This is a genomic window from Streptomyces africanus (assembly GCF_002150735.1).
Classification (GTDB): domain Bacteria; phylum Actinomycetota; class Actinomycetes; order Streptomycetales; family Streptomycetaceae; genus Streptomyces; species Streptomyces africanus.
Genome location: NZ_MUKA01000369.1, coordinates 1 through 12968 on the forward strand (window position 1 = coordinate 1; position 12968 = coordinate 12968).

Sequence of the window (12968 nt, forward strand, 5' to 3'; positions counted from 1 at the left end):
ACGGCATCGACCCGACCGGCAAGGTGACGCTCACCTCCGGCAGCCCGGCCGGCCAGGACGGCAACAAGGTCGACAAGGGCGTCTCCATCACCCTGCCCCGGGTCTTCGGCCACCGGGACACCAACGCCACGGCCTGCCCCGGCGCCAACCTCTACCCCCAGCTCTCCCGGATCGCCCAGGTCGCCAAGACCCCGGGCATCTCGCACGCCCTCGCCACCTCCGACTACAACCGGGACGGCGTCACCGACCTGGTCGCGGGCACGCCCACGGCGCTGAGCGGCGGCGGCACCGTCACCGTCGTCCCCGGCGGCGTCGACGGCCCGGTCACCGCCGCCAAGGTGACACTCAGCCAGAGCAGCCCGGGCGTCCCCGGCTCCCACGAGTCCGGTGACGGCTTCGGCACGTCCACCGCCTGGGGCGACGTCAACGGCGACGGCTTCGCCGACCTCGCGATCGGCGCACCCGGCGAGGACGACACCAGCGGCCACGCCGACCGCGGCGCGGTCACGGTGATGTACGGGCCCGCACTCGACACCGGCTTCTCGTACACCACGTCAGGGGTCACCTCGACGGGTGCCCGGCTCGGCTCCACGGTCGCCGTCGGCGACTTCAACGGCGACGGCAAGGCGGACGTCTTCTCCGCCGGCACCGGCAAGGGCGGCAACTGGAACGCCCGGCTGACCGGCGGCGCCACCACGTACGGCACGCTCACCACGGCCACGGGCGCCGTCTCCTACCTCGACGCCGCGACCGGCGACTTCAACCGGGACGGCTACGCGGACATCGCCCTGAACTACCGCGACACCGGCGGCATCGGCCGGGTCGTCCGCTTCGCGGGCTCCGCGACCGGCCTGACCAAGGCCGGCGTCATCTCCGTCAAGGGCGGCCGCTCCCTCGCCGCCGGTGACGTCAACGGCAACGGCTACGACGACATCGTCATCGGCCAGCCGGTCGCGTCCGAGTCCGGCGCGAAGTCCGGCGGCCAGATCACCATGGTCCCGGGCACGTCGACGGGCTTCACGACCACCGGCATGACCGTGATCCACCAGGACACGGCGTACGTGCCGGGCGGCAACGAGTCGGGTGACGCCCTCGGTACCTCCGTCTCGGTCGGCGACTACAACGCCGACGGTTACGCGGACGCCCTCGTGGGCGCCCCGGGCGAGGACCTGACCCGGGACGGCGTCAACCGCGCCGACGCGGGTGACGCGATCCTCGTCAAGGGCACCGCGTCCGGTCTGACCGGCTCCGGCTCGGTGGGGATCTCGCAGGACACCTCCGGCGTCCCGGGCTCCACGGAGAGCGGCGACCGCTTCGGCTCGTCGGTGTCGCTGACGGACCTGTCCGGCTACGGCCGGGCGGACCTCACGTTCGGCGCCGACGGCGAGGACGGGGGCGACGGGGTGCTGCTGTACCTGCCGAGCAACAGCACCGGCCTCGGGTACGCCGACTCCGTCGTCTTCGGCAAGTCCACGCTGGGCACCCCGACGGACGCCCGCCTGGGCCAGACGCTGACGCCGTGACGACTCGACCGGTCCTCGGCCGTTTGCCGGATTTCTCCGGAAGACCGAACGGACGGGTGGGCGATGGGGGAAAGACTCCCCCATCGCCCCCCAAGAGGACCGGAATCGAGCCACGCATGACACGCCTTCTGCTGCACACCGCCGTCGTCACCGCCCTGGCCGCCGGCACGCTGGGCCTGACCCAGCCCGCCCGGACCTCCTCCCACGCCGCCTCCTCCGACGGCGTGCACACCGTCCGGGTGCCGGACGGCGATCCGCACGAGCGGTCTCTCGACCGGCGCACCACCGAGCCGTTCAGCATGATCGGTGTCACCTGGGACGACCCGGACGCTGTCCTGGACGGCACCGCGCACGTGCGCACCCGCTCCCGGGAGAGCGGCGCGTGGAGCGCGTGGCGCGCGCTCGACACCGACGTCCGGACGCCCGAGACCGGCCCCGACCGGGACCGAGCCGGAGTCCGCGGCGGCACCCAGCCGCTGTGGACCGGGCCTTCGGACGGCGTCCAGGTGCGGGTGTCGGGCGGGCGGCTGCTGCCCGAGGGGCTGCGCGTCGAACTGGTCGACCCGGCCGGCGGGTCGGACGCCGTGCAGACCACGGTCGTCGAACCGGACGGCGCCGAACCGGAGGCAGTGGAACCGGACGTAGGGGAACCGGACGTGGTGGAACCGGACGTCGTCGAACCGGCTGCCGGGGCGCCCCGCGCCGGACGTCCCGCCGTCACGTCGCGTTCCGCCTGGGGCGCCGACGAGTCCCTGGTGAAGGACCCGCCCACCTACACCGCCGACACCAAGGCGGTGTTCGTTCACCACACGGCCGGCACCAACGACTACACCTGCGCCGAGTCGGCGTCGATCGTGCGCGGCGTGTTCCTCTACCACGTGCGCAGCAACGGCTGGAACGACATCGGCTACCACTTCCTCGTCGACAAGTGCGGCACGGTCTTCGAGGGCCGTGCGGGCGGCATGGACAAGCCCGTCCTCGGCGCCCACACCTACGGCTTCAACACCGCCACCAGCAGCGTCTCGGTACTCGGCGACTACAGCAAGACGACCGCGAACAGCGCCGTGCGCGCGTCGGTCGCCAAGGTCGCGGCCTGGAAGCTCGGCCTGTACGGCATCGACCCGACCGGCACGACGGTGCTGACGGCCGGTGCCGACAACGGCAAGTACAAGGCGGGCCAGAAGGTCACGCTGCACCGCATCTCCGGCCACCGCGACGGCTACCCGACCGAGTGCCCCGGCCAGCACCTCTACGACGACCTGCCTCAGATCCGCACGCTCGCCGGGAAGGCCGCCAAGCCCGCCGAGTCGGCCCCCGAGCCGGCCGGCCCCGTCATCGACGACGACGCCACGGTGGCACTCCCGCGCTGACGCTACCGCCGGGGCGCGGCGACCGTCGCGTCCCGGCACAGCAGCCGCAGCGAGCCGTGCCCGGCGTAACAGCGGCGGGCCTCGTCGATGGGGTCCCAGAGACGTCCGTCGGGGGTGCGGATCCAGTGGTCGCCGCCCGTCGCCCACCAGTCGGCCCCGGTCTGGCGCGCCATCACCTCACCGGCGTAGGCCCCGAACCCGCGCAGCACCTCCTGCACGGCGGCGTACGGTGCTCCTTCCCGCCGTATCCCCTCGATCATCCGGTCGATGCTCCACAGGCTCTGCGCCGAGTAGTCGAGGTGCAGCCGTGCTCCCTCGCGCATCGTCGCCACCGTGTCCGCCGCCCACCGCAGCGGCTTCGCCGCGGCCGAGGGCCTGGTCTCCGCTTGAGTCGTCACACCCCGGAAAGCGCTCCGGCATGACGTTTCGTCACACGAAATCGGCGACTTCCCCGAAGCGGCGCAGGACCGCCCCACCTCACCCAAGGGACGGTCACAGGACTCTCCCAGGAAACGGGGTTTAGGCCGGTCGGAGGCCCAGGGGGCCGGTTCTCAGCCCAGGTGCCGGCTCCGGCGCGAGACGACCGCGCGCAGCACCCGCCGCCCCTCGGTCGACACCTCCAGCGCGCGCCGCAGCCCGGCCGGTCCGTGTCCGGCCAGGACCTCCAGGACGGTGATCTGGCGGCGCAGCTCCGCGGCGACGAGCGGCGACATGCCCTCCGTACGGCCCTCGCGGCGCACGGCGACCGACGAGGCCTCGTCGGCGGCGGTGTCGAGGAGGCGGTGGATCTGGAGGGCGGCGACGGAGCAGGCGTCGGCCCACACCCGCACCCCGGCCGGAGACCGCTCGGCGGGAGCGGCCTCGAGCATCCGGTGGGCGAGCACGACGGCCTCGTCCCCGGTGCCGGCGGCGTCCAGCTTCTTGCGCGTCTGCTCCAGCGCCTCGCCCCAGTCGCCGCTGCCCGCGCCGTCGGTGAGGCTCGCCCACAGCGGCCGCAGGGTCTCGTCGTCGCCGCCCAGCAGGGGCACGCACCGATCCAGACAAGCCAGCCCGCTCGCGGCCAGCCCGCGTTCGTCGGCCTGTGCGATCAACTCCACCAGGCTCATCCACGCCTCCCTCCGCGGGCCTTGCAGGGGCCCTACCAGGCCCGCTCACAGCCCTGACCCCTCACGGAACCCGCACTTCCCCTTACTGCGCGCAACGGCCCCGGAACGTCACAGGGGCACGACGCCCAGTCGGTCGAGGAACCGGAAGAAGAGGTTTTCGGCCACCGGATCAGGGTCTGAAGTGAGTACGTCCACAAGGGCGTCGGCGTTCACTTCGTGCCCGGCCTCGGCGGCCCAGCGGACGGCGTGCTCGGCGGCGTCGCGGGGTTCGAGGAAGTAGTCCTCCAGCGTGAGGCCCTCGCGGCCGGCCCCCAGGTACCCGGCCATGGCGGCCCGGGCGAGGCAGGTCGTCCACGTCCCGCTCTCCGGTGCCGCGGCCTCCAGTACCACGCACTCGCTGTTCATGACGTAGCCGAACAACGCGGGCGCGCCGGTCTCCCGGGCGAGGGCGTTCATGTTCCCCACGTCGCCGTCGCTGCTCGGGTACTCCCAGACCTGCCACCCGCCCGGCGCCGAGGTGCGCCGCACCATCCCGTCCGTCGCGCCCGCCAGCGCGTCCAGCTCCGCCAGCGGCCGCTCCCCACGGCCCACGACGAAGTACCCCCAGTACCCCATGCTCCGGTTCCCCCCGGCATATTCGATTCGGCTCGCGTCAGAAGACCACCACACCCGTACGGCAGTTCGCAGCCGTACGGGCCGATTCGACCGCGGTCAGCCGAGCCTGTCGGCGAGCGCCCGGAACTCCGCCCAGGACAGCGCGGGCCGGCCCGGGTCCCACAGCTTCTGGACGGTCGCCCGCAGCGGCATCCGGATCCCGGCCGCCACCTGGTCCTGCGTCTGCGCGTCCGGGACGTCGCCCCAGACGGCGAAGACCCCGCCGAGGATCTGCCCGTCGTAGCGCTCCGGCACGGCCTGCGTGTCGCGCAGCACCCGCGGTGTCCACTGCTCGTAGATCCGCTGCCCCGTCGGATAGACGAAGGTCTGCGGCTGGCCGAGCACGTAGTACAGGAACTCGTCGTTGTAGTTGATCACCTTCCGGCCCGCGCTCAGGTACACCGCCGGCGGCCGGGCCCCGATCTCCTTGCCGGTCCAGTAGGCGACCTGGACGTCCTTGGCGGCGTCGACGGAGGTGTCCTTGAAGAAGCCGTCGTTCCACGCGCGCGGGACGCGCTGGTGCTTGCGGACGGTGGCGGCCCGGTCGTCGAGCCAGCCGGTGGTGAGGTCGGCGACCGTCGCGCCGGAGCCGTACTTCGCCCGCGCGGCGGCGGCCAGCTGCGGGAACGACGCCTCCGGGTCGGAGCGCACCAGCGCCTGGTACTCGTCGCCGCCGAGGTGCCACGGCCCGCCCGGGAACAGGTCCGCGTACTCGTTCAGCAGGTCGTCGACGATCTCGGCGCTCTCGCTCTTGGAGATGTCGATGGCCCCCTGCACCGCCGACCCCCGCGCGGTGCGCAGCTGGAGGTCGGGGTGGGCGTCGAGGACCGCGCCGAGGTGCCCGGGCGAGTCGATCTCGGGCACGACGGTGATGTGCCGGCTCTGCGCCAGGTCGACGATCTTCCGCACCTGTGCCTTGGACAGATGCTGCCGGGACACGATCTCCGGATGCGAGTCGGACTCGATCCGGAACCCCTGGTCGTCGGAGAAGTGCAGACCGAGCTGGTTGAACTTCAGATCGCCCAGTTCGCGGATCCGGTCCTCGATCCAGCCGGCCGTGTAGTTCTTGCGGGCGATGTCCAGCATGAACCCGCGCTCCGGCTTGGCGGGCTCGTCCCGCACCACGCCCTCGGGCGCCGTGCCGCCGTCGTGCACCTCCTGCTTGAGGGTGCGGGTGCCGTAGAAGACGCCGGCGTCGGCGGGCCCGCTGATCTCCACCCGCCCGTCGCGCACGGTCATGACGTACGACTCGGGATTCGCCTTCTTGCCGTCGTCGAGGGCCAGCCGTACGTCCCCGGCGCGCCGGTCGTCCTTCTCGCCCTCGTACTTCAGCCCGAGCTCACCGGCGATCAGCCGGCCCTCGTCGGCCAGCGCCGGATCGTCCACGACGACGCGGTCCCCGCTCGCGGGGCGCCAGCCCGGGCCGCGCGCCGCGGTGTGCTCGCGCACGGCCGGGATCGTCTGCGGCGCCTTGGACAGGGCGTAGGAGCGGCTCGGACTCGGGGCGCCCTCCGGCGAGGTGCCCTGCGGGGCGGCCGCGGACCGGCCCTGGGAGGGTCTGGCCTCCGACCCGGTGGTCCCGTCGTCGCCCGAGGCCGCCCAGAGCCCCAGGCTCACCCCGGCCGCGATCACGACCAGGGCGACGGCGGTGGCCACGACCAGCACCTGCCGCTGCTTCCCTTGCTTCGTCTGCTTCGCCGGACCTCGGCGCCTGTGCTGACTCACCTCGCCAACCTAAGACGCCCTGGCGCCGCACGCGCGTCCACCACGCGTTCGGAATCTCTCTCTCCCGGGTGAAATTCGGGCATCCGTCGGACACGTCTCGGTCGTACTCGATAGCGTGACGTCACATCTCTCACAACATGCCCTGCCGACACACGTGACGCCCACGAGGACCCACGCTGCCTGCGCACCGTCTCCCAGACCTCCCCGGCCGGCTCGCCATACCGGTGGAGCACTTCAACGCGGCCTCCGCCGAGGCCCTGGAGCAGACGCTCCTCGCCTGCCTGCGCAGCCCCCGCTGGTGCCGCCGTGTCGCGGAACACCGCCCCTATCCGGACCTGGACTCCCTGCTGGCCGCGGCGGACGAGGCGGCCTACGACCTGACCTGGCCCGACCTGACCGAGGCCCTGGCCGCCGAGTCCCTGCCGACGCTCCCGCCCGGCACGTACTCCGCGGCCCACACGGCCCTCAGCGCGGCCCACGCCGCATACGAGGCCCGCTTCGGACATGTGTTCGTCATTTGCCTGGCTGATGTGCCGCCGGCGGAGACCCTGGACCGACTCCTGGAAGCCATCCGGTCACGATTGACCAACGATCCGGAGGAAGAACGGATGGTGGTGGCGGACGAACTCCGCCGCCTGGCAAGGGAGCGGTTGGTGCACGCCCTCAGGGGCGCGGGGAACTGCGCGATCGACCACAACGAACCCGCACCCGGCAGATAACAGGACACCCCACCCCAGAAGCCGCCGAAGGCTAGCCCGTACGCATGCCAGTTTGATCACACAGCCGGACCCCGGCTCAGCCCAGCGGCAGCGCCTCGCTACGATGCTGGGGGCCGGTGGACCGTACCCGGCCGGGCCCGACCGACACACCAAGCCGGCGCGGCCCCAATCCCCGCTCCCGGAGGAAACTTCCGTGCCGGCTGGAACGCTGTACCGCGGCCGGGAAGGAATGTGGTCCTGGGTGGCTCACCGAGTCACCGGCGTCCTCATCTTCTTCTTCCTGTTCGTTCACGTGCTGGACACCGCCCTCGTGCGTGTCTCTCCCGAGGCCTACGACAACGTCGTGGCCACGTACAAGACGCCGATCGTCGCGCTGCTGGAGTACGGCCTCGTCGCCGCCATCCTCTTCCACGCGCTCAACGGTCTGCGCGTCATCGCCGTCGACTTCTGGATCAAGGGCGCGCGCTACCAGAAGCAGATGCTCTGGACCGTCGTCGCGCTCTGGGTCGTGCTGATGCTCGGGGCCATCTACCCCGTCCTCGGCCACGCCGCTCGTGAACTGTTCGGGAGCTGACGCCAATGTCCACGTCTGAGAAGACCGCCGCCGGCGTCGGCCCCGTCGAGGGTGGCGCCGTCTACACCGTCGACAACCCGGCGCCCTTCATCGAGGCCCCGCGCAAGCGCACCAAGAAGACCCCCAAGTCCACCCGGGGCAACTTCGAGCTGGCCGCGTGGCTGTTCATGCGCCTGTCGGGCGTGGTGCTGGTCGTGCTGGTCCTCGGCCACCTGCTGATCCAGCTCGTGCTGGACGGCGGTGTCTCCAAGATCGGCTTCGCCTTCGTGGCGGGCCGCTGGGCGAGCCCCTTCTGGCAGGTCTGGGACCTGCTGATGCTGTGGCTCGCGATGCTGCACGGCGCCAACGGCCTGCGCACGGTCATCAACGACTACGCGGAGCGCGCGAACACCCGGCTGTGGCTCAAGGGCCTGCTCTACACCGCCACGGTGTTCACCATCCTGCTGGGCACGCTGGTGATCTTCACCTTCGACCCGAACATCCGCTAGGCACGGGGCTGCGAGAATCATGAAGATCCACAAGTACGACACCGTCATCGTCGGCGCCGGTGGCGCGGGCATGCGCGCGGCCATCGAGTCCACGAAGCGCAGCCGCACGGCCGTCCTGACCAAGCTCTACCCCACCCGCTCCCACACGGGCGCCGCGCAGGGCGGCATGGCCGCCGCGCTGGCCAACGTGGAGGAGGACAACTGGGAGTGGCACACCTTCGACACGGTCAAGGGCGGTGACTACCTGGTCGACCAGGACGCCGCCGAGATCCTGGCGAAGGAGGCCATCGACTCCGTCCTCGACCTGGAGAAGATGGGCCTGCCGTTCAACCGCACGCCGAACGGCACGATCGACCAGCGCCGCTTCGGCGGTCACAGCCGCAACCACGGCGAGGCCCCGGTCCGCCGCTCCTGCTACGCGGCCGACCGCACCGGCCACATGATCCTCCAGACGCTGTACCAGAACTGCGTCAAGGAGGGTGTGGAGTTCTACAACGAGTTCTACGTCCTGGACCAGCTGATCACCGAGGTCGACGGCGTCAAGCGCTCGGCCGGTGTGGTGGCGTACGAGCTGGCCACCGGTGAGATCCACGTCTTCCAGGCGAAGGCCGTGATCTACGCCTCGGGCGGCTGCGGCAAGTTCTTCAAGGTGACGTCCAACGCGCACACGCTGACGGGTGACGGCCAGGCGGCGGTCTACCGCCGGGGCATCCCGCTGGAGGACATGGAGTTCTTCCAGTTCCACCCGACCGGCATCTGGCGCATGGGCATCCTGCTGACGGAGGGCGCCCGTGGTGAGGGCGGCATCCTCCGCAACAAGGACGGCGAGCGCTTCATGGAGAAGTACGCGCCGGTCATGAAGGACCTCGCGTCCCGTGACGTCGTGTCCCGCTCCATCTACACGGAGATCCGGGAAGGCCGCGGCTGCGGTCCCGAGGGCGACCACGTCTACCTCGACCTCACGCACCTCCCGCCGGAGCAGCTGGACGCCAAGCTGCCCGACATCACCGAGTTCGCGCGGACGTACCTCGGCATCGAGCCGTACACGGACCCGATCCCGATCCAGCCCACGGCTCACTACGCGATGGGCGGCATCCCGACGAACGTCGAGGGTGAGGTCCTGGCGGACAACACCACGGTCGTCCCGGGCCTGTACGCGGCCGGCGAGGTCGCCTGCGTGTCGGTGCACGGCGCGAACCGCCTCGGCACGAACTCGCTGCTGGACATCAACGTCTTCGGCAAGCGGGCCGGCATCGCCGCGGCCGAGTACTCCCAGACGGCGGACTTCGTCGAGCTGCCGGAGAACCCGGCCGAGTTCGTGCTCAAGCAGGTGGAGATGCTGCGCGACTCCACCGGCACCGAGCGCGTGACGACGCTGCGCAAGGAGCTGCAGGAGACCATGGACGCCAACGTCATGGTGTTCCGCACCGAGCAGACGATCAAGACGGCGGTCGAGAAGATCGCGGAGCTGCGCGAGCGCTACAAGAACGTGTCCATCCAGGACAAGGGCAAGCGGTTCAACACGGACCTGCTGGAGGCCATCGAGCTGGGCAACCTGCTCGACCTCGCCGAGGTCATGGCGGTCTCCGCGCTCGCCCGCAAGGAGTCCCGCGGCGGTCACTACCGTGAGGACTACCCGAACCGCGACGACGTCAACTTCATGCGGCACACCATGGCGTACCGCGAGGTCGGCGCCGACGGCTCCGAAACCGTCCGTCTCGACTACAAGCCGGTCGTCCAGACCCGCTACCAGCCGATGGAGCGTAAGTACTGATGGCTACCCCCGTTCTGGACAAGGAAGACGCGGCCGGCAAGCCCGAGCCCGGTTTCGCCGACTCCCCCTACATCACGGTCACCTTCCGCATCCGCCGGTTCAACCCGGAGGTCGCGGCGGAGGCCAGCTGGGAAGACTTCCAGCTGGAGATCGACCCGAAGGAGCGCGTCCTCGACGCCCTCCACAAGATCAAGTGGGAGCTCGACGGCACGCTGACGTTCCGCCGCTCCTGCGCGCACGGCATCTGCGGCTCGGACGCCATGCGGATCAACGGCAAGAACCGCCTTGCCTGCAAGACGCTGATCAAGGACATCAACCCCGAGAAGCCGATCACGGTCGAGGCCATAAAGGGCCTGACGGTCCTGAAGGACCTGGTCGTGGACATGGAGCCGTTCTTCCAAGCGTACCGGGACGTCATGCCCTTCCTCATCACGAAGGACACGAACGAGCCCACGCGCGAGCGCCTGCAGTCGGCCGAGGACCGCGAGCGCTTCGACGACACGACGAAGTGCATCCTCTGCGCGGCCTGCACCACGTCGTGCCCGGTCTTCTGGAACGACGGCCAGTACTTCGGCCCGGCGGCCATCGTCAACGCGCACCGCTTCATCTTCGACTCGCGTGACGAGGCGGCCGAACAGCGCCTGGAGATCCTCAACGACCGCGACGGCGTCTGGCGCTGCCGCACGACCTTCAACTGCACGGACGCCTGCCCGCGCGGCATCGAGGTCACGAAGGCGATCGCCGAGGTGAAGCGAGCGCTGATCACGCGCCGCTACTGAGGTCTCCCTCGGCAGTCCTTCGAGGGCCCCGTCTCGGTTCCGTACCGGGCGGGGCCCTCGCCGTGCCTCGTTCGAGTGAGTTGCCCAGGGCCGAGCAGTACCCCGCGCATCGGCAGGGAGAGGATGTCCGCGCCGCGACATGGTGGAGGACTCACGAGTGTCAGCAGACCGTTCACTCACGAAGTGGGCCGACTGGCTCATGTAACGCACTCCGGGCGCCCGCTTCGAGATCATCGATGGGCTGCTGCTGGTGACACCTCTCCCCGACGGTCCGCATGCCGAGGTCCTCACGGACGTGATGCTGGCGTCGCGCTCTGGCTACCCACGGGCCCGGAGGACTACGCCATCCCAGACCTGTGTGTCGTCGACACTGACATGGACGCCCATATGGTCGAGAACAACTGCTACGACCCGTCCTGCTGCCGGATGGTTCTTGAGGTGACCGCGGAGAATCCCAACCTGGATCTCGGTGTCAAGGTGCCCGCTTACGCGGCGGCCGGAATCCCGACAGTGATCGTCGACAGGACGCACCAACGCCTCCACGTCCTCACTGATCCTTCCCGGGATGGCTACACGGTCCACCACGTCTACGCCCCCCGGCGAGATCGTCGCCCTTCCCGACTCCATCGGCGCCAAGGTCACGTTGGACGTCGCGGAGATCCTCAAAGCAGGCCAAGCGAAAAAGGTCGGGTGACCCGATCCGGACAGAAACGGAACGTGACCGGCCACTTGGGGCCCGGCATCTGTCACGGGTGTGACTCCCGTGGCCAGACTGCCCGCATGGCATACCTCAGAAGGGCCGCCGCCGCGCTGCTGGCCACCGCGTCCGCGTTGCTCACGGCATCCCCCACCGCCTCGGCGACGCCCTCCCCGGTCCTCGCGCGGGAGAGCTTCGACCGCCTCCCCCTCGGCCCGGTCGCCGAAGGCCGCGACTGGACCTCGGACACCTCCGACGGCACGCTGACCGTCACCCGCGCCTCCACCGGCCACGGCCGTGAACTCCGCATCCGCACCGAGGGCAACGGCCGCGCCTTCCTGGTGTTCGGGCACCTCGCCCCGCCCGGCAACAGCTTCTGGGCCCGGATGCGGCTGAGGGTGGACGCGTTCCCGACCGCCCCCGACTGGGCGCACTGGACCCTGGCGGAGGCCTCCGGCCCGGACTCCCCGACCCTCGTCCGCCCGCTCGGCGGCCAGTACGTGCCCACCGAGAAGCGCAACTTCTACGGCGTCGGCTCCGACCTCGGACCCACCGGCGACTGGACCGCGTGGCAGACCTCCGCCCCGGCGCGGGCCGGCACGTGGCAGTGCGTCGAGTTCCACCTGGACGCCACCGACAACCGCGTCACGGTCTACTTCGACGGCGTGCCCCAGCCCGACCTGACCGTCTCCACCGACCGGCACGGCGGCACGACGGACCCGTTCGTCTTCCCGACGTTCGACAAGCTGAAGCTGGGCTGGCAGTTGTACCAGTCCGACCCGAGCCCGTCGTCGTACGACGTCCGGCTGGACGACATCGCGCTGAGCACGCGGAGGGTCGGGGGGTGCGCGGACTGAGGGCCCCGGCCCCGCTCACAGTTGGCTCAGGATCGTCGGGTCCGTGATCTTCGTGTCGTTCGCCAGCAGCATCGCCTTGCTGAGGATCACCGCGAGCATGCGGTCGCCTTCGTAGGGGAGGTAGCCCGTGTGCGGGGCCGACGGGTCGGACTTCGGGACGATGCAGAGGTACTGGTCGTTCGGGGATCTGAGGATGTTGCCCGAGCCGAGGTGGATCTTGTACGTGTGGCGCTCGCCCTTCACGTGGAGGAAGCGGTCCTCCAGGGTGCAGCGGTCGGCTATCGCCAGGCGAGGGACCAGGCGTTCGAGCAGGAGCCTGCGGGTCTCGGCGCTCTGGTTCAGCTCGCCGAAGCCGTACGACGTCCAGTACTCCTGGAAGCGGCCGTCGGGGCCGCCGTCCTGCCAGGTGGGGTCGTTGCCGATGCTGGAGACGCCGACGAACAGGTCGACGTCGCGCAGGACTTCGGAGAGGACCAGGGGCGGGATGTCGTCCAGGGGGAGGGGGCGACGGGGTCCTGGCCGGGGGCGAGCCACATGGTGTACGCGCCGCCGGTGCAGTGGGCCGAGTTCTCCGGAGCGTCGATCGGGTAGAAACGGACCTGGTCGGTGCGCAGGCGCAGATAGATGCCGGAGTCGGTGGTTTCGACGCCGTACTCCTCGCCGTCGCCCTCGATCCAGTACTCGGCGCGCAGGCCCCACTGG

General features: G+C 70.6%; 12 protein-coding genes and 2 pseudogenes. 9 read left to right on the plus strand and 5 right to left on the minus strand.

Features of this window, described 5'->3' with window-relative positions:
* Positions 1-1523, plus strand: a 1523-nt coding sequence (locus CCL05_RS36210; protein WP_208641692.1) for an FG-GAP-like repeat-containing protein, incomplete at its 5' end; no start/stop codon positions are given.
* Positions 1524-1639: 116 nt separating this feature from the next.
* A complete protein-coding gene (locus CCL05_RS36215) occupies positions 1640-2893 on the plus strand; it encodes an N-acetylmuramoyl-L-alanine amidase (RefSeq protein ID WP_086564889.1) in 1254 nt (417 codons plus the stop codon).
* 2 nt (positions 2894-2895) lie between these two features.
* On the opposite strand, the gene CCL05_RS36220 is transcribed toward CCL05_RS36215, so the two are convergent.
* The 4 genes from CCL05_RS36220 to CCL05_RS36235 all read right to left on the minus strand — a co-directional run bounded on the left by CCL05_RS36220 (position 2896) and on the right by CCL05_RS36235 (position 6318).
* Positions 2896-3291, minus strand: coding sequence for a hypothetical protein (locus CCL05_RS36220; protein ID WP_107400559.1), 396 nt, complete (start codon positions 3289-3291; stop codon positions 2896-2898).
* A 153-nt stretch (positions 3292-3444) separates the two neighbouring features.
* Positions 3445-3999 carry a hypothetical protein gene (locus tag CCL05_RS36225; RefSeq protein ID WP_086564890.1) on the minus strand — a complete coding sequence of 185 codons (555 nt, stop codon included), beginning with the start codon at positions 3997-3999 and terminating at the stop codon, positions 3445-3447.
* A gap of 108 nt (positions 4000-4107) precedes the next feature.
* Positions 4108-4614 carry a hypothetical protein gene (locus CCL05_RS36230; RefSeq protein ID WP_086564891.1) on the minus strand — a complete coding sequence of 169 codons (507 nt, stop codon included), beginning with the start codon at positions 4612-4614 and terminating at the stop codon, positions 4108-4110.
* 96 nt (positions 4615-4710) lie between these two features.
* Complete coding sequence (locus CCL05_RS36235; RefSeq protein WP_086564892.1) at positions 4711-6318, minus strand: beta-N-acetylhexosaminidase; 1608 nt, start codon at positions 6316-6318, stop codon at positions 4711-4713.
* Between the two features lie 284 nt (positions 6319-6602).
* Between CCL05_RS36235 and CCL05_RS36240 the strand changes: the two genes are divergently transcribed.
* The 7 genes and pseudogenes from CCL05_RS36240 (at position 6603) to CCL05_RS36270 (ending at position 12266) form a co-directional block, all read left to right on the plus strand.
* Entirely contained in the window at positions 6603-7097 is a 495-nt protein-coding gene (locus tag CCL05_RS36240) for a 2-oxo-4-hydroxy-4-carboxy-5-ureidoimidazoline decarboxylase (protein ID WP_244204519.1), read from the plus strand.
* Between the two features lie 193 nt (positions 7098-7290).
* Positions 7291-7671 (plus strand): succinate dehydrogenase, cytochrome b556 subunit, encoded by a 381-nt coding sequence (gene sdhC / locus CCL05_RS36245; RefSeq protein WP_010047075.1) that lies wholly within the window; start codon positions 7291-7293, stop codon positions 7669-7671.
* Positions 7672-7676: 5 nt separating this feature from the next.
* The gene (locus CCL05_RS36250) at positions 7677-8159 is read left to right on the plus strand and encodes a succinate dehydrogenase hydrophobic membrane anchor subunit (RefSeq protein ID WP_020273764.1); all 483 of its coding nucleotides are present in this window, start codon (positions 7677-7679) and stop codon (positions 8157-8159) included.
* A 19-nt stretch (positions 8160-8178) separates the two neighbouring features.
* A complete protein-coding gene (gene sdhA, locus CCL05_RS36255) occupies positions 8179-9933 on the plus strand; it encodes a succinate dehydrogenase flavoprotein subunit (RefSeq protein ID WP_086564894.1) in 1755 nt (584 codons plus the stop codon).
* Positions 9933-10712, plus strand: coding sequence for a succinate dehydrogenase iron-sulfur subunit (locus tag CCL05_RS36260; RefSeq protein WP_086564895.1), 780 nt, complete (start codon positions 9933-9935; stop codon positions 10710-10712). The genes sdhA and CCL05_RS36260 overlap by 1 nt, the downstream gene beginning before the upstream one ends.
* A 229-nt stretch (positions 10713-10941) precedes the next feature.
* Positions 10942-11406: pseudogene (locus CCL05_RS36265) on the plus strand (Uma2 family endonuclease).
* 86 nt (positions 11407-11492) lie between these two features.
* The gene (locus tag CCL05_RS36270; protein ID WP_086564896.1) at positions 11493-12266 is read left to right on the plus strand and encodes a LamG domain-containing protein; all 774 of its coding nucleotides are present in this window, start codon (positions 11493-11495) and stop codon (positions 12264-12266) included.
* Between the two features lie 15 nt (positions 12267-12281).
* Here CCL05_RS36270 and CCL05_RS36275 read toward each other — a convergent pair.
* Positions 12282-12968 (minus strand): annotated as a pseudogene (locus CCL05_RS36275) (DUF7737 domain-containing protein); the annotation flags it as partial.

What these genes read in the sequence shown, in the direction of transcription:
- CCL05_RS36270 (WP_086564896.1), top strand. Translation starts at nt 11,493, where the DNA reads ATGGCATACCTCAGAAGGGCCGCCGCCGCGCTGCTGGCCACCGCGTCC.
- CCL05_RS36250 (WP_020273764.1), top strand. Translation starts at nt 7,677, where the DNA reads ATGTCCACGTCTGAGAAGACCGCCGCCGGCGTCGGCCCCGTCGAGGGT.
- CCL05_RS36225 (WP_086564890.1), bottom strand. Translation starts at nt 3,999, where the DNA reads ATGAGCCTGGTGGAGTTGATCGCACAGGCCGACGAACGCGGGCTGGCC.
- CCL05_RS36230 (WP_086564891.1), bottom strand. Translation starts at nt 4,614, where the DNA reads ATGGGGTACTGGGGGTACTTCGTCGTGGGCCGTGGGGAGCGGCCGCTG.
- CCL05_RS36260 (WP_086564895.1), top strand. Translation starts at nt 9,933, where the DNA reads ATGGCTACCCCCGTTCTGGACAAGGAAGACGCGGCCGGCAAGCCCGAG.
- CCL05_RS36215 (WP_086564889.1), top strand. Translation starts at nt 1,640, where the DNA reads ATGACACGCCTTCTGCTGCACACCGCCGTCGTCACCGCCCTGGCCGCC.
- sdhA (WP_086564894.1), top strand. Translation starts at nt 8,179, where the DNA reads ATGAAGATCCACAAGTACGACACCGTCATCGTCGGCGCCGGTGGCGCG.